Consider the following 15,440-nt stretch of genomic DNA (forward strand, 5'->3'; position numbering starts at 1 on the left):
CTGCTACCGTGGCGTTCTTGGCTGAGTGAGGGGGAGGCCGTGGTTGACCTGTTGCAGGTCGTCGTCGACGAAGCCGCGAAGGCGGCCGCCGCCTCGGCGGTGGGGACGGTCTCCACGGCGACCCGGAACGTGGTGTCGCTGCTCAAGGAACGGCTCGGTACCGGCAAATCCGGCAAGGACGCGCTGAGTTCCCGGGCGCTGGCCGCCGCCCGCGCGGACAGGGAATGGGCGGAGCGCCTGATCGAAGCGGTGTCCGTGCTCCACGCGGAAGACACCTCGACGGCCGCGGCGGGCATCGAGAACTTCCGCAACCACCTCGCCATCCTCGCCGACCCGCCGCGGGCCGGACTGAAGCTGATCGTCGGCCAGGGCGGTTCGGGTAAGACCGAACTCGCCCGCCAGCTCGCCGACAGGGTCCAGGAGGACTTCCCGTCGGGCCGGGTCGAAGTGCCGCTCGCCCGGTACCGCGAAGGCGACGGATTCGACGCCGCCGCGGTGAAACGGTATGTGCTCCAGGAGTTCGGGATTCCGCACGGCGAGATCCCGGTCGACGACGAACAGCTGGACAGGCAGTTCCTGTCGGTGCTGGTCACCCGATCGTTCGTGCTGATCCTGGACGACGTCGAGCTGGCCGCCGAGCTGGCCTTGTTCACCCGGTTCCGCACCAGCCTGGTGCTGGCGACGGCCTCGGTGTACAGCCGCGAGCTGAAAGCGTGTGATCCCACCGCCATCGAACTGCGGGGGCTCGACGTCGATGGCGCTCGCCAGCTGCTCACGGATTTCTGCGGCAAGGTCCGGCCGCAGGACGAACCCGTCGAGGCTGACAGGCTGATCGCGCTCTGCGACCGGATGCCTTTCGCGCTCCGCGAGGTCGGGGTCACCCTCGCCGGTCGCGCCGGGGAAGCCCGGCCGGTGGCGACGCTACTCGACGAGTACCACGCGACGGGTGTCGTCGATGCCGAAGGAGTCATCCAGGATTCCTTGCGGCGGACGTTCGCGCGGCTTTCGGATGCCGCTGTCGAGGCCTGCGCCCTGCTGGCCGAGCATCCCGGCGGCTTCTTCACGAGGGCGACAGCGGCGGCGATGACCGGCGACCCGAAGGTCCTCGACGAGCTGATCGCCGCGCGCCTGACCCAGCAGGTCGGCGACTGGTATTCGCTCACGATCCTCGTCGGCCAGTACGCGCGCACTCTGTCCGCAGACCGGGAGGCGGGCTTCGATCGGTTGCTCGGGTATGTCCGGGACACGGCTGTCGCGGCGGACTTCCGCGAGAACCCCCAGCGTCTGCGCACTTATGTCGTTCCGTCGAATCCGGTCTGGGAACTGCGTGTCGATCACATCGACTGGCTGGAGTGGCATCGGTCGCTGATCGGTGAGCTGGTGAAGCTCGCCTGCCTGCGCCGCCGCTACAAGGAAACCCTGCAGCTGGCCGGATCCTTCGAGACGCTCGTGAACAAACGTTGGTACTGGCGCGAGTTCGTCGAGATCAGCGACTGGGCGGTGAAAGCCGCCGAAGCGGACGCGAAACCCGCGCAGCTCGCGCGGGCTTTGATGATGCGGGGCAAGGCTCGCTACATGGCCCGCTGGTTCCCGGCCGCGCTGGAGGATCTCGACAGGGCGGCGGAGATCCTGGCCGGTCCGGCGGCGGGCATCACGGAAAGCCGATGGCGCAAGCTGCGGGCGTCGCTGGCGGAATTCCGGGGACGCTTCCACGAGGAGCGCGCGGACCTGCTCGCCCACCGTCAGGCCGGGAACGCGGAAATCACGCGAGAGCTCACGGAGGCCGTCCGTCAGCTCCGGGTCGCGTGCGCGCTCAGCACAGCGGAAGCCGATGGCCCCGCGCTCGCCATCCACCCCCGGATGCTCGCGAACGTCCTGATCAAATCCGGCGAACCGGCCGAGGCGATCGCCGTCCTCGGCACGATGACAGCGCGGGGACGAAACCAAGCCCGGATCGAGATGGTCTACGCCAACGCGTACTTGGCGCTCGGCGAATTCGCCGAAGCACGGGCGCGCTTCGACTCGGCCTGGAATCAGATGGCGGCCCAGCGAGCCACCCAATACGTCTGGGAACTCAGGGAACTGCAGGCACGGCTGTTGACCGCTGAAGGTGACCCCGGCGCGATCGAGGTCTGGGGACGGCTCGCCTACGACGCCACGCGGATCGGCCATCCCCGCGCCGACCGGTACTTCACCGCACTCGAATCGTCACCGGCCGATCGCCGACCTTGACCACCTCGGTCGGCGACAACCGGCCCAGGTAAGCCAGCGAAGCGGCGATCAGCGGGTCGAGCGAAGTGCTCGCCAAGGTCAGTTCGTACCGGGCGCCGTCACGGGTCCGGACCAGACAGGTGCTCCTGTCGACCGTCGCCGCGGCCACCTCGGCGTCCGGCCACTGGCGGAGGATCTCCTCCGACCAGCTAGGAAACCGGTCCTGCTCTTCCAGGCGGCGGTAGACGATCGCCGCGCCGGAAAGCTGCCGCAGTGTCGCCCGGGTTTCGTGCGCCACCAGGTGTTTGCCCGCCAGATCGTGGCGACGGCCGGTGCTCGGGAACCGCACGATCCTGATCGCGGGCCCGTCCTCCTCCGCGCCGACGACGAAGGTGGCGACCTCCTGCGGTTCGACGTCGGGCACCTCGTGGGGCGGGAAGGACGCTTCGGTGGCGGGTTCGGGAAGCTTCATCAGCCGGTACAGCCACGGCCGCAGCAGCCCGGCCGAAAGGTCCGCGGCGCCGACGGCCTGTTTGACGACGGCCGCGTGGTCGCCGGGGCTGTGCCGGTGGATCGCGAGATCGATCTGCGGTCCCAGCGCGTCGTCCGGATCGAGTCGCGCGGTCTGTTCGGCGAGCGCTGCGATGGGTGAACCGGGAACCATGGTTTCGCCGCCGTCGCCGACCAGGAGCACCGGCCGGTCCACGGCGGCGGCGTACAGCGCCAGCGAACCGAAGTCCGAGATGACGCACGAAGCGGCGGTGAGCGCGGCCTGCCAACCGGCCTCGGGCGGGAGCACCCGCAAGCCCGCTTGCCGCGCCTCGGAGAGCCACGCGTCGACCTGCCAAGGACTGTGGGCCGCGGTGATCCCCGGATGGAGCACGGCGCAGCAGCGATAGCCGTCGTACTCGAGTTCGGACACCAGCCGCAGCGGAAGATCGGGCACGGTCCCCAGCAGGGAACCGGGCCCCCAGGTGGAGGCGACGACCACCAGCTTGTGGTCGGGCGCCCCGAGGGCCGCGCGGTAGGCGGACGCGCGATGGATCCCCGCGCGCAGGCGGTCGTGGCACGGATCCCCGACCATCACCGCACGCGCCGCCGCCTCCGGGCCCGCGTCCCGCAGGTGGGCGCGTTGCTCGGCGTGGGAGAGCGCGACCATCGCGGGGACGACCCGGCCGTCGCGGACGAGCCGGGCCGGATTCATCCCGGCGACCGTCCGGCTCCGCGGGTAGAACTTCTGGTAGCCGATCCCGTGGGGCACCAGGACGATCGGCGCGTCGAAGAGATGCAGGTCGTCGTTCTCGCTCGCCGCGATCACCAGGTCGAAGCGGCTTTGGAGGGCTTGCCGCCACGGGACGACGGAAGCGCGCAGCGTGCCGAGGAACTCGGGGACACCGGCGCCGAAGATCGCGGTGCTGTCCGCGTCGTAGGTGAAGACCAGCTGGAGGCGGCGATCGTTTTCGATCAGCGACAGGATGTCCAGCAACCTGGTCAGCGTCGTGACCGTGCGGACGACGACCAGGACCTTGCGCTCGACACCGATGGTGAGCCACTGATCGAAATCGGGATCAACCGGGACTTTCGCCCAAAACGACGGGGGGGGGTAGCCGTTTTCGCGCACTACCTGTCCCGGCGCGCGATCCATGCCGCGGCCTGGGTGCGCCGTTGCATGCCCAGCTTCGCGAGGACGGACGTCACGTAGTTCTTCACCGTCTTCTCGGCGAGGAACAGGCGTTCCGCGATCTCGCGGTTGGACATGCCCTGCCCGATCAGGTCCAGCACCTCGCGCTCGCGTTCGGTGAGGGAGCCGAGTTCGTCCTCCGGCGGATGCCGCAGCTTGTCGAGCACCCGCGCCGTCGACAGCGGGTCGAGCAGCGACCGGCCCGCCGCGACCTCACGGACCGCGTTGACGACGTCCTGCCCGCGGACCTGTTTCAGCAGGTACCCGGCAGCGCCCGCCATGATCGCGCCGACCATGGCCTCCTCGTCGTCGAACGCGGTCAGCATCAGGCACTGCGGCGGGTTCGCCTTCGAGCGCAGTTCGCGGCAGAGCGCGATGCCGTCGCCGTCACCGAGCCGCACGTCGACCACCGCGACGTCCGGCTCCACGTGCATCGCCACGGCGAGGGCCTCGTCGACCCCGCTCGCCTCGGCGACGACCTCGATGTCGGGCTCGTCGGTGAGGAGGTCGCGCAGACCGCGCCTCACCACCTCGTGGTCGTCGATGAGCAGCACCTGGATCGGCATACCCCCACGTTACTTCGTCGCCTTGACGACCATCCCTTCCACCAGCGGAGACGGCAGCCCGGCCCGCTCGCCGAGCCACCGCACCCACTTCGGCAGCAACGCCTGGGCGACGGGGCGATGAGGGTGATCCCGCCAGTCGCCGATCACGTCCTGGTAGTAGCGGATCCGGTCGGGGGACGCCGAGAACCGGGTGTCCGGGACGAGGCCGCCCATCCATTCCTCGGCGAGATCCTCGACGATCACCGGATCGGGCTCGTTCCCGTACCGCTCGATGTGCCAGGCGGCGAACGGGCGGGCCATTTCGGCAGGGTCGGCGTCGTCGAAGAAACTCCGGAGCGGCGGGAGCGGCGTCTTCCGCTTCTTCAGTGCCGCTTCGAGGTCTTCGAACCGGCGTTGCGCGCGGTACCAGTTGTCCAGCGCGGCCGGTGATTCGTCGCCGATCACCATGAAATCGCAGCCGACCAGGCCGATCAGCCGTCCGACGTCGGTCACGGCTCGCGGCGCGGCATCGACGGCCTCGTCACCGATCTTCTTCCGCCACGCTGCGAAAGCTTGCTCGACGTCGTCGTAGACGCCGCCGTCGGCCACGGCGCAGAGCCCGGACATGTCGACGTCGAACAGATAGACGCCGGGGTAGCTGTAGGCCGCGATCACGGCGAGGCGGGTGCCGTAGACGTCGCGGGTTTCCCAGACCTCACCGGTCGCCTCGATGTTCTGCAGGGTGGTCGGCCATTCCGACAGGCTCGCCGGCCCCGATGCCGCTTTGACGCGGGTGATCGAGGACCGCAGCATCGGCATGACACCGGGTGCCGAGATCGCGAGCAGACCGTGAAGAAACCGCCACAGCGCTTCCGAGGGCTCAGTCTTCGACAGAACGGACACGTCACCGACGAGGGCGGCGAAGAACAGGTCGAAGTCGAGACCGTCGTACTCCTCGTCGAGGACGCGTTTCAGTTCGGCGCCCAGCAAGGCACAGGTCGCCTGTTCGAGGTCGCGCGCCGTCTCACAGGCCAGCAGTCCGCTGATGCTGTTGAAGATGTTCTCGATGGCTTCGTCGAACCAGTGCGGGAAGGACACCGGTTCGCCGGCGAGCGGAGACTTCGGCTTCTTGGCCTTCTTGTGCTTTTTGGGCTTCCGGCCACGGGACACGGGCATGCCCCGAACCGTAGCCGTTCAGCGCGCACGGCATCGCCACGGTTTCGTCCAGCCGATGCGAAAGCTGCTCAGCGTTCGGGCGCCGGGAACCGGTGCTCGTTCCGGTCGATCTTGGCGTTGGCCGCGTCGACCAGATCCACCCCGAGGCTGTTCGCCAGCTGGAGGAGGTACAGCGTGACGTCGGCGATTTCGTCGACGACGTTGTGCGCCAGCTCAGGGTCGGAACGCCACTTCTCGGACTCCTCCGGGGTGAGCCACTGGAACAGCGAAGTCAGCTCGCCGACTTCGCCGGACAGTGCCATGACGAGGTTCTTCGGGGTGTGGAAGGGCTCCCAGTCCCGTGCGGCGGCGAAGTCGCGGAGGCGCTGGTTCAGGTTCTCGAGAGTCACGTGCCGTGCCTACCAGATCGTCACGGTGCGCTAACGGCCGTATGGCGGACGAGCGTTGACGGGCAAATCGCGATTTCCCTAACGTCGCTCCGCGTCGGGAAACCGATCCGGAAGGAAAGTCTTGACGTACCAGCGAAGCCTTCGCTCTCGCATGCTCTCAATCGCCTTCGTACCGAGCGCGGCCCTGCTGCTCGTCGCGTTGTTCATCGGCGGATTCCTCGTCCAGCAGGCCATCCAAGACCGGGACGACGCCGAAAACGGAGCGGTCACCATGGCCGAGGCCAGCCGGGGGATCGCGGCACTGCAGCGGGACCGGGCGGTCGCGCTGCGGGCACCGGGCAGCCGATCCGCCACCTACACCGCGTACGCCGATCGCATCGACGCCTCGCTTTCCTCGCTGCGCGAGATCGCGAGGTCGGCGCCCGACGCTGAGGTCGGCTACCAGCAGACGATCGCCGTCGAACTGCTCGCCGTCGTCGAAGGGATGGACCGCAGCGATTCCCTCGCGGTCGCCGGGATCGACGACGAGGGGCGCCGCGACTACGCCGCGGACGTCGGCGCCTACCGGTCGAGGCTCGACGCGGTCGCCGGAAAACTGACGGAAAGTAACCGCCAGGCCTACCGGAATCTCGTCGCGAGTGTGGACTGGAGCCGGTTCGGCGCGGTCGAAACCGCGTTGAGCGCGGCCACACCGCCGCCCGTCGGCCAGGACGCCTGGCGCGCCGCGGCCGGCGTCGTCGGCCGCTCCCTCGGCAACCTCGCCGCTCGTCAGATCGAGTACTCGGCGCAGCTCGCGGTCGACGGCGGACGCCGGGTGCTGAGCGGCGCCCTCGCCGCCGCCACGTCGATCGCGCTGCTCGCGGGGGTGGTGATGGCGATCGTCCTGCAACTCGCGCGGCGGCTCCCGATCCCGGTCATCCGCTGCCCTTCGCGCGTCGAAGCGACGCCGCAGGCCTGGTCACACCTGGTGAGCGACTACGCCGAAAAGAGCACGCTGTTGGCCCACACGCGTCGGTGAAGGGGTCGGGCAGACTGTTCCGGGTGAGTCCCACGACGGATCTGCGCCCCTACCTGCGCACCTTGGACGCGGAGACGCTGGCGGACCTGCTGTACGCCCAGGCCGAGCGTGACCCTGTGTTACGCCAGGCCCTGGAGAGTCGCTTCGCCACCCAGGGGAGTGACCTCGCCGAGGCGCACCGTCTCCTCGACACCGCCGTGATGGCGGGCAACGTCGAGTACGCCGCGAAGGTCGGCTCGGTCCTCGACACGCTCCAGCGTCTCCTCGACGCCGGCAGCCGGGCCGATCTCGCCCCGCTCGCCCGCCGGACGGTGGACGACATCAGCGAGATGCTGGAGCAGATCGACGACACCTCGGGCGAGGTCGCGGACAGGCTGGACCGCGCCGTCGAGCTGTACGCGCGGGCCTGCGTCGCGCGTCCGCCGGATCCGGAGATCCTGGCGGGCTGGATCCTCGAAGTGGAGTTCGACGGACCCGGCTGGCCGGCCATCGAGCTGGCCGACTTCGCCTCCGCGCTGGGGGACAAGGGAATCGCCCGGATCAAGTCCACTGTGGACAGCGTGCTCGCGGAGCAGCCGTCCGGGGCGAAACGCGAGACGGCCGAGCGGTTGCGCGAGGAGCTGGCGGAGGTGTCCGGCGACGTCGACGCGCTCGTCGCGATCCTCGCCGCCAAGCCGCCGCGGGTCGACGTCAGCCTCAAGATCGTGCGCGTGCTGCGCGCGGCGGGACGGCACAGCGAGGCGATCGCGCACGCGGCGAGGGCGCTTACGCACGACAAGAAGGAGGAGCCGCCCCCGCGCGAAGAGGAGCCGGTTTCCCCGTCGCGCAAGGACTTCGACGAGAAACCCGGCGCCGCTACCTATCTCGCCCTGCGGGAGGAGTCGCTCGAAACGGGCCGGTGGGTCGCGCAGCGCAAGACCGCGCTGGCCCGGTTGCGGGAACTCGCCGCCGGGAGCACGGAGGCCGCCGACGAACTCGTCCGCGCGTTGCTCGGCGAGGATCGCCTGGACGAGGCCTGGCGGGCCGCGGTGCGTTTCGAAGCTTCTTTACCGGTGCGCGTCGAACTCGCGGATTCGCGTTCGATCGCCCATCCGGCCGAAACCATTCCCGTGTATCGGGACCATGTCGAAGAATTGATCACGCACAAAGATCCGAACTCCTATCGCGAGGCGGCCCGGCAGCTGCGCAAACTCCGCGCGGTGCACAAAAAGGCCGGTACCGCTGAAGAATTCAGCTCGTACCTGGGCACCTTGGTGGAAATACACAAACGCAAGACGCGGCTGATCGCCGAGGTCAAGGCGGCGAGAATCGCGATTCCGAAACCGGTCAGGGCGTAACCGCTCCCGTCGTCGGTCGTTATTCGAAGTGAAACCGAGGAAAACCCGGCGAAAAAGGTCGAGCCACGCTGGCGGGCCAGTGAAGTCGCGGTGGTCCGGAACCGGTGTCCGCCCGCGCCCTCCCCGCGACCGGGACCCCGTGTTTCGCGCCCAGGACCACCGCGACGCGCCCGATCGGGTCCGCGTGAAAACATGTCGCCATGAGTCCGGTCAGTCGTGCCCGCAAGAAGGCAGCCCAGCCCTCCACCCCGAGTGTGACGGGCCTCTTCAAGGACGTCCTCCGGGACTTCTCGACCCTCGGCGCCGAACCCGAGGTGCTCGACGTCGAGCTGCTGACCTCCGAGGTGCTCGGCCAGTGGTGGGACATCGAGGTCGAGGAGGGCGAACAGCCGCTGGGCCTGGAGCTCATCGCGTTCGCCGAGCGGAAGATCACCCCCGCCGCGGCCGCGCTGCTCGCCGGGATGCGGGTCTTCGCCGAGACCGAAGAGGAGCGCGAGGCGGCCGCCTCGGCGCTGAACACCGTGCTGGGCCGCGGGATCCCCGAGCCGGACTGGGTGGCGGACCTGGCCGCGGTGACCGTCGGGGACTGCTGGCGGACCGGTGACGTCTTCGGCGACGAGTCCTCCCTGCTCTGCGTCTTCTCCCGCGGCGGTGTCGAACACGGTCTGCTCGCGCTGGTCGATTTCACCGAAGGCGGCCGCATCCGCGACGTCGTCGTGGTCGACAAGCCGCAGGACGTCCTGGCCGAGATGCGGCAGCAGGCCGCGGACGACCCCGAGCTGGTCACGCTGGAGCGGGTGCTGCCCGAGCGCGCGCACCAGCTGCTCGCGGACGGACTGGCCGCGACGGACGTCGTCGAGGAGCCCGACGTCAGCGAGGACTACGCGCGGTTCCACGCGCTCGCACTGGCCTGGATCCGGTCGCTTCCCGAGCCCGAACCGTCGCCCGAGATCACCGAATGGCCCGCGCAGGTCCGCGAAGAGGTCGTCGCCGACTTCATCGGGTCCGGGCTCGTGGAGGACACGGAGGCGACGCGGTTCTACGCGCGCCTGCTCGTCGACTACGGCTGCGAGACCGAGCCGGGCAGCCCGCTGCGGGTCGGGCCCGAGAAGCTCGCCCGGTTCCTGGAGTCGCTGCTGGACGGCGAGTTCGAGGTCGACGAGGAGTACGAGGACGCGCTGGAGCCCGCCCTGCTGGGCTGGGTCGGCTGGGCCACCGACCGCGCCGGGCTCCCCGAGGCCGCGCGGGTGGCGCTGCTGGAGAGCGCGACCGAGTTCCTCGAGGAGTTCGCGCAGGACGAGGACTCCACGCTCGACGTCTACTTCGACGGTTCCGAGGGGATCGAAGACCCGGCGGAACTCGCGGAGGCGCTCGAGCGCCGGATGTTCGCCGTCCCGACGGTCTACACGGAGATCGGCGACGAGGAGCTGGAACTCGAGCCCGCCGACCCCGAACAGCGCCGGCTGCTGGTGATCGGCGAGCACCCCGAGTACCACGAGGCGCTGGCCGAGGAGACCTTCGACGGCGAGCCGAGGATGCGGCTCGCGCTCAAGACCACGATCGTCGACCAGCTCTGGGACGACGAGCCCGCCGAGGTCTGGCAGGCCGTGCGGCGGCTGAGCGAGACCGGGCAGGAGCGCGAAGAGATCTTCGACCGCCTCGTCGACGCGTTGGCCGCGCAGCTGACCGAGTCGGGCGAACACGAGATGGACTACGACGTCGACGACTACCGGAAGGCGCTCGGCGACCTCGCCTGACAAACCCCGTTTCCCCCGGTCACCACCTTCAACCTTGCCAACCCCACCCATTCCATCTAGTCTGTCTAGATGGAAGCAGCAACCTGGCAAGTGCAGGACGCCAAACAGCGGCTGAGCGAGCTGCTGCGCCGGGCCGCGGCCGAGGGGCCGCAGTTCGTCACCAAACATGGGGAAGAGGTGGCCGTGGTGCTGGACATCATGGATTACCGGCGGCTGGCCGGAGGCGGTGAAGCCGTCGATTTCAAACTCGTGCTCTCCGGTGAGCATCACCATCCCGAATACGGGGAGGCGCTGGCCGACGTGCTGGAGGAGATCGCCGCCGAACGCGCGGAGGATCTGCCCAGAGATGTCGTGGAGGTGAGCGGGTGAGCTTTCTGCTGGACACGAACATCGTGTCCGAAGCTCGGCGCCGCACCCAGAACCCGGGTTTCGCCCGGTGGTGGGGTGGGGTGTCGTCGAGCAGGCTCTATTTGAGCGCGCTGACCGTAGGAGAGATCGAGAGGGGGATAAGCAAACTCAGGCACCGAGGAGACCAGGAGACGGAGCGCGCGGACGCGCTGGCGGACTGGCTGGCCGGGCTCACCGCGCAGTTCGCGGAACGGATCCTTCCGGTGACCGCCGAGATCGCGGCCGAATGGGGCAGGCAGTACGCGCCCCGGAAAGTGCCGTCCGTCGACGGGCTGATCGCCGCGACCGCCCGGGTCCACGAGCTGACCCTGGTCACCCGGAACCTCGCCGACATGGCCGGGCTCGGGGCGTCGGTGCACAACCCGTTCGACTGAGTTCCAGTCCCGGCTTCAGGCTCCGCCGTCACGCTTTTCGAGAAACGGATCAAGACGTCCGGACGCCTTGATCGGCCATGCCCAGCTCGGCTCAGTTCAGCCCAGCTCGGGTCAGCCCAGTTCAGCTCAGTTCAGCCCAGCGGTGCCGCGGGAGTGCCCTTGCTCTCCGTGACTTGCGACTTCTTCCGGCGACGGTCCCCGCGGGCGTCGTCGAAGTCGACGACGAAGGCGCCGGCGGCCATGGCCACCAGGAGTGCGAGTCCGAGGATCGAGCCGACCCAGGTCAGGATGATCGAGAACATCGTGAGCCTCCTCCCTGCTCAAGGTCCTTTTTCGAGACCTCTTGAACCCCTGACACAAGGGTCGCCTCGGGGGGCTGTAGCCGGTATCGGCCAACCGGTTACACGTACGGAGCGTGGATCGGCCGATCGGCCGAGGAATGCCGCTCACCGGTAGCGGTGCGCGACACACCGGCGACCGAGGCTCGCCGGTCGTGCAAAGGCTGGTCCTTGTGAGGGAAAGCCCGGAATTCGCCCGTGTGATCGGCTTCCGGCGAAGTGATCTTGAATGACGTCGTGAATACTCGCCGTGAGTAGAGATTCCGTACGTGCCCGGCTACTTAGCGTCCCCGGTGGCGGCCGTCGTCTCAGGTGGTCAGAAGCCGCAAACCCGAGTTCCGGATCCGATCACGTGAGTTCCGCCTTCAATCACGCGAGTTCGCCGTCTGATCACGCGAGTCACGCCTCCGGCCTGGCCGCGCAGCGTCGAACGAGCCGGACTCCGCCGGGCAGAGGCGTCGCGACACGTCTGCCCGGCACTCGCCACCACGCTCTGTAAGTCAAGGCTCGGTCACCCACGGCCGACGTCTTTGCGGAGGACGAGGGTCGCGCGGGGCCGCGTCGCTTTGATGTTCTCCATCAGGTTCGGCTCGTTGATCGTGCGCTGGCGGCCTTCGTCTCGGGTGGTCAGCGGCCGCAAACCCGAGTTCCGGATCCGATCACGTGAGTTCCGCCTTCAATCACGCGAGTTCGCCGTCTGATCACGCGAGTCACGCCTTCGCCCTGGCCGCGCACCGTCGAACGAGCCGGACTCCGCCGGGCTGCCGCTCAAGAGAATCGACCGTTCCGTTTCAGAGCTTGCGGAGCCGGACCCGGTTGATCGCGTGGTCGGCGTCCTTGCGGAGGACGAGGGTCGCGCGGGGCCGCGTCGGCTTGATGTTCTCCATCAGGTTCGGCTCGTTGATCGTGCGCCACAGGTGGCGCGCCTCGGCCCGTGCCTCGTCGTCCGGGAGGCCGGCGAAGTGGTGGAAGTGTGACGCGGGGTCCGCGAAGGCGGTGTGCCGCAGCTTGAGGAAGCGCTCGACGTACCAGCGTTCGATGTCGGTCGTCGCCGCGTCCACATAGATCGAGAAGTCGAACAGATCGGAGACGCTGAGGCGAGGTCCGGGCTGGAGGACGTTCAGTCCTTCGAGGATGAGGATGTCGGGTTGCCCGACGACCTGTTCCTCGTCGGGAAGGATGTCGTAGGCGAGGTGCGAGTATACCGGCGCGCTGACCCGTTCCGCCCCGGACTTCACCTCGGTGACGAACCGCAGCAGGGCCCGCCGGTCGTAGCTCTCCGGGAAACCCTTGCGGTGCATGATCCCGCGTCGCACCAGTTCCGCCCGCGGGTGGAGGAACCCGTCGGTGGTGACCAGGTCGACCCTGGGGTGATCCGGCCAGCGGGCGAGGAGGGTGCGCAGGATGCGCGCGGTGGTCGACTTGCCGACGGCGACGCTGCCGGCGATCCCGATGATGTACGGCACCTTGGTGCCCCGACTGTCTTCACCGAGAAAGGTGGTGGTGGCTTCGTACAACCGTTGCCGGGCGGCGACCTGGAGATTGATCAGCCGGGAGAGCGGCAGGTAGACCTCGGCGACCTCGGCCAGGTCGACCTGTTCGCCGAGACCGCGCAGCCGCAGCAGTTCCGCGGCTGTCAGCGGCAGGGGAGTCGACCTGCGCAGCTCGCGCCACTGCTCACGGTGCAGCTCGACGTAGGGACTGAGCTCACGGACCCGCGGCATCGCACACTCCTCGCCCGTCGCCTGCGCTGGCGCCGTACAAAACCGTGTTGACGAGTTCTCGGCGGAGGAACGTGCCGCGAACCGGATGAAGCCGCTTTAACGGTAGGGCTTACAGCTCGTGAACGCGCTGCGATGTGATGTACCCCGCTTCGGGGCGTTACCGTCCGTTACGAGGGCGGCCGGGGGCGAAGACCTCGTCCCACGCCGCGGCGACCTGCCGGGCGCAGGAGGCGGGAGCGACCCCGCCGACGCCGGTACCGAGTCCGGGCATCGCGATCGTGTGCACCAGATCGCGGATCCGGCCCTGGTCGAGGCTGCCGTCGCGCCATTGCCGGAACACCGCCCTGGCGGCCAGGTACGGGTGCACGGTGTCGCGGGGGAGGCTCTCGCCGGGCTCCCGCATCGTCGGCGCGCTGATCAGCCAGGCGGGCTCCGCCTCGCCGGTGGGCACGATCACCGCTTCGCCGATCGGGAGTTCCCCGCCGTGGAAGGCGAGGACGGCGCTGCGCACGTTCTGCTCGACACCGGGATAGGCGCGGGCGTAGACGGCGTCGATACCGCCGCGCATCCAGCCGTAGGAGTTCGCGGGGCTGACCACGGCCTGGGCGACGACGTCGAGCACGGACCCGCGGTGCACGAAGATCCGGCCGTCCACAGTGTCCGCGACGGTGGCCCAGGCTTGCGCGAGCAGGTCATCGACGGCGCACAGCACCAGCTCCGGCGTGGGACGGTCCGGCAGGGGAGCGAAAGACGAGCCGGCGTCCTCGCGGCCGGTGTGCGTGCCCGGTTCTGCGGTCACGCCCTAAGCATGGCAAAAAAAGCCACCCGGCGTAACCGGTGCGCGTACCGGCTGTCCGAGTGAAAGTCACCACCCGCGGCGTGCGTAATCTGGCGGGGTGTCACGGATCGCCTACTTCGGCCCCCAGGGAACCTTCACCGAACAGGCCGCGCGGCGGCTCGCTCCCGGCGAGGAGCTGATCCCCGCCGAGACCATCCCGGCGGCACTGGCCGCGGTGCGCTCGGGCGCGGCCGACGCGGCCTGCGTCCCGATCGAGAACTCCGTGGAGGGCGCTGTCACCGCCACCCTCGACAGCCTGAGCGAAGCCGAGCCGCTCATCGCGGTGGCGGAGGTGCTGCTGCCGGTCCACTTCAGCGTGCTGACCCGGCCGGGCACGACCGAGATCCGCACCGTGGCGAGCCATCCGCACGCGCTGGCTCAGGTCCGGCACTGGGTCGAGGCGAACCTGCCCGGCGCGCGTCCGGTCGCGACGTCGTCCACCGCCGCGGCCGCTGTCGCGGTCGACGCGGGCGACTTCGACGCCGCCGTCACCGCGCCGGTCGCCGCCGAGCACTACCCGCTGGAGGTGCTGGCCACTGAAGTCGCCGACGTCCGCGACGCCAAGACCCGGTTCCTGCTGGTCCGCGCGCCCGGTGAGCTGCCGGAGCCGACCGGGGCCGACCGCACGTCGATCGTCGCCGCCGCGACGAACCGGACCGGGGCCCTGGCGGAACTGCTCACCGAACTGGCGGTCCGCGGGATCAACCTGACCAAACTGGACGCCCGCCCGACCAGGAACAACTTCGGCGAGTACCGCTTCTTCATCGACTTCGAGGGCCACGTGTCCGAGCCCCGGATCGGCGACGTGCTGGCCGCGTTGCGCCGCCGGTGCCGCAACGTGCGGTTCCTCGGCTCCCACCCGCGCGCGGACAACGGCACGACCGAGATCGAGCCCGGCGCCGCCAACGAGGATTTCACCGACGCGATCGCCTGGGTCGAGTCGGTACGGAAGGGAGCTCAGGCGTGAAACTTCTCCTCGTCCGCCACGGCCAGACCGACGGCAACGTGCGGGGCGCGCTCGACACCGCGCTTCCCGGCCCGCCGCTCACCGAACTGGGCCGTGAGCAGGCCCAGGACCTCGCGACGCGGCTCGACGGCGAGCCGATCGTCGCGGTCTACGCCTCGCAGGCCGTCCGCGCCCAGCAGACGGCCGCGCCGCTGGCCGCCAAGCTCGGCTTCGACGTCCAGGTCGTCGACGGCGTGCACGAGGTCGCCGCCGGTGACCTCGAAGGCAAGACCGACAAGGACTCGATCACGACGTACATGAGCGTCGTGCGCCGGTGGACGCTCGGGGAGCTCGACCCGCCGATCCCCGGCGGCGAGACCGGCGCGCAGGTCCGCGCCCGGATGCTCGACGCGGTCGCCCGGCTGCGCGCCAAGCACGAGCAGGCCGACCCCGACGGCACAGTCGTCCTGGTGAGCCACGGCGGCGCGATCCGGCTGGGCGGCGAATGGCTCGCCGGGAACGTGACCGCCGAGGTCGCCAACCAGGGCCTCATCCCGAACACCGGCATCGTGGAACTCGTCGCGACCCAGGCCGGCTGGACCTGCCTCACCTGGGCGGAAGCCCCCGTCGAACGCTGACCAGGGACGTTTGCCTCCGCTCCCGCCGGGGTATGCACCCCACAAGATCGATTAACACCT

General features: G+C 69.3%; 15 protein-coding genes. 8 read left to right on the forward strand and 7 right to left on the reverse strand.

Annotated elements, in window-relative coordinates; all coding sequences use genetic code 11:
* The first annotated feature begins 39 nt into the window (after positions 1–39).
* Positions 40–2,232, forward strand: a complete 2,193-nt coding sequence (locus ACZ6YV_RS04940; protein WP_465508349.1) for a tetratricopeptide repeat protein — start codon at positions 40–42, stop codon at positions 2,230–2,232.
* On the opposite strand, the gene ACZ6YV_RS04945 is transcribed toward ACZ6YV_RS04940, so the two are convergent.
* The 4 genes from ACZ6YV_RS04945 to ACZ6YV_RS04960 form a co-directional block, all read right to left on the reverse strand.
* Positions 2,192–3,832 (reverse strand): hypothetical protein, encoded by a 1,641-nt coding sequence (locus tag ACZ6YV_RS04945; RefSeq protein ID WP_465508350.1) that lies wholly within the window; start codon positions 3,830–3,832, stop codon positions 2,192–2,194. The genes ACZ6YV_RS04940 and ACZ6YV_RS04945 overlap by 41 nt on opposite strands.
* On the reverse strand, positions 3,832–4,458 hold the full coding sequence (locus ACZ6YV_RS04950) for a response regulator (RefSeq protein WP_020632829.1): 627 nt from the start codon (positions 4,456–4,458) through the stop codon (positions 3,832–3,834). The genes ACZ6YV_RS04945 and ACZ6YV_RS04950 overlap by 1 nt, the downstream gene beginning before the upstream one ends.
* 9 nt (positions 4,459–4,467) lie before the next feature.
* Positions 4,468–5,613, reverse strand: a complete 1,146-nt coding sequence (locus ACZ6YV_RS04955; protein WP_465508351.1) for a hypothetical protein — start codon at positions 5,611–5,613, stop codon at positions 4,468–4,470.
* Positions 5,614–5,681: 68 nt separating this feature from the next.
* A complete protein-coding gene (locus tag ACZ6YV_RS04960) occupies positions 5,682–6,002 on the reverse strand; it encodes a nucleotide pyrophosphohydrolase (protein ID WP_465508352.1) in 321 nt (106 codons plus the stop codon).
* Between the two features lie 151 nt (positions 6,003–6,153).
* Between ACZ6YV_RS04960 and ACZ6YV_RS04965 the strand changes: the two genes are divergently transcribed.
* From ACZ6YV_RS04965 to ACZ6YV_RS04985, 5 genes are all read left to right on the forward strand, one after another.
* The gene (locus ACZ6YV_RS04965; protein WP_465508353.1) at positions 6,154–7,020 is read left to right on the forward strand and encodes a nitrate- and nitrite sensing domain-containing protein; all 867 of its coding nucleotides are present in this window, start codon (positions 6,154–6,156) and stop codon (positions 7,018–7,020) included.
* Positions 7,021–7,043: 23 nt separating this feature from the next.
* Entirely contained in the window at positions 7,044–8,357 is a 1,314-nt protein-coding gene (locus tag ACZ6YV_RS04970) for a hypothetical protein (protein WP_465508354.1), read from the forward strand.
* Positions 8,358–8,557: 200 nt separating this feature from the next.
* Positions 8,558–10,114, forward strand: a complete 1,557-nt coding sequence (locus ACZ6YV_RS04975; RefSeq protein WP_465508355.1) for a DUF1841 family protein — start codon at positions 8,558–8,560, stop codon at positions 10,112–10,114.
* A gap of 69 nt (positions 10,115–10,183) precedes the next feature.
* On the forward strand, positions 10,184–10,483 hold the full coding sequence (locus ACZ6YV_RS04980) for a type II toxin-antitoxin system Phd/YefM family antitoxin (RefSeq protein ID WP_378238098.1): 300 nt from the start codon (positions 10,184–10,186) through the stop codon (positions 10,481–10,483).
* Positions 10,480–10,896: a PIN domain-containing protein gene (locus ACZ6YV_RS04985; protein WP_465508356.1), complete on the forward strand. Its 417-nt coding sequence runs from the start codon at positions 10,480–10,482 to the stop codon at positions 10,894–10,896. The genes ACZ6YV_RS04980 and ACZ6YV_RS04985 overlap by 4 nt, the downstream gene beginning before the upstream one ends.
* Before the next feature lie 131 nt (positions 10,897–11,027).
* On the opposite strand, the gene ACZ6YV_RS04990 is transcribed toward ACZ6YV_RS04985, so the two are convergent.
* From ACZ6YV_RS04990 to ACZ6YV_RS05000, 3 genes are all read right to left on the reverse strand, one after another.
* Positions 11,028–11,198: a hypothetical protein gene (locus ACZ6YV_RS04990; RefSeq protein WP_465508357.1), complete on the reverse strand. Its 171-nt coding sequence runs from the start codon at positions 11,196–11,198 to the stop codon at positions 11,028–11,030.
* 827 nt (positions 11,199–12,025) lie between these two features.
* Entirely contained in the window at positions 12,026–12,958 is a 933-nt protein-coding gene (gene coaA, locus ACZ6YV_RS04995) for a type I pantothenate kinase (RefSeq protein WP_465508358.1), read from the reverse strand.
* A 157-nt stretch (positions 12,959–13,115) separates the two neighbouring features.
* The gene (locus tag ACZ6YV_RS05000) at positions 13,116–13,757 is read right to left on the reverse strand and encodes a macro domain-containing protein (RefSeq protein WP_465508359.1); all 642 of its coding nucleotides are present in this window, start codon (positions 13,755–13,757) and stop codon (positions 13,116–13,118) included.
* A gap of 97 nt (positions 13,758–13,854) precedes the next feature.
* On the opposite strand from ACZ6YV_RS05000, the gene pheA reads away from it, so the two are divergent.
* Together pheA and ACZ6YV_RS05010 are read left to right on the forward strand one after the other, a co-directional pair.
* A complete protein-coding gene (pheA, locus tag ACZ6YV_RS05005) occupies positions 13,855–14,763 on the forward strand; it encodes a prephenate dehydratase (protein WP_465508360.1) in 909 nt (302 codons plus the stop codon).
* Positions 14,760–15,380: a histidine phosphatase family protein gene (locus tag ACZ6YV_RS05010; RefSeq protein ID WP_465508361.1), complete on the forward strand. Its 621-nt coding sequence runs from the start codon at positions 14,760–14,762 to the stop codon at positions 15,378–15,380. The genes pheA and ACZ6YV_RS05010 overlap by 4 nt, the downstream gene beginning before the upstream one ends.
* The last annotated feature ends 60 nt before the right edge of the window (positions 15,381–15,440 follow it).

This window comes from Amycolatopsis sp. NPDC102522 (genome assembly GCF_055584485.1).

What these genes read in the sequence shown, in the direction of transcription:
- ACZ6YV_RS04975 (WP_465508355.1), top strand. Translation starts at nt 8,558, where the DNA reads ATGAGTCCGGTCAGTCGTGCCCGCAAGAAGGCAGCCCAGCCCTCCACC.
- coaA (WP_465508358.1), bottom strand. Translation starts at nt 12,958, where the DNA reads ATGCCGCGGGTCCGTGAGCTCAGTCCCTACGTCGAGCTGCACCGTGAG.
- ACZ6YV_RS04980 (WP_378238098.1), top strand. Translation starts at nt 10,184, where the DNA reads ATGGAAGCAGCAACCTGGCAAGTGCAGGACGCCAAACAGCGGCTGAGC.
- ACZ6YV_RS04965 (WP_465508353.1), top strand. Translation starts at nt 6,154, where the DNA reads ATGCTCTCAATCGCCTTCGTACCGAGCGCGGCCCTGCTGCTCGTCGCG.
- ACZ6YV_RS04990 (WP_465508357.1), bottom strand. Translation starts at nt 11,198, where the DNA reads ATGTTCTCGATCATCCTGACCTGGGTCGGCTCGATCCTCGGACTCGCA.
- ACZ6YV_RS04955 (WP_465508351.1), bottom strand. Translation starts at nt 5,613, where the DNA reads ATGCCCGTGTCCCGTGGCCGGAAGCCCAAAAAGCACAAGAAGGCCAAG.
- ACZ6YV_RS04950 (WP_020632829.1), bottom strand. Translation starts at nt 4,458, where the DNA reads ATGCCGATCCAGGTGCTGCTCATCGACGACCACGAGGTGGTGAGGCGC.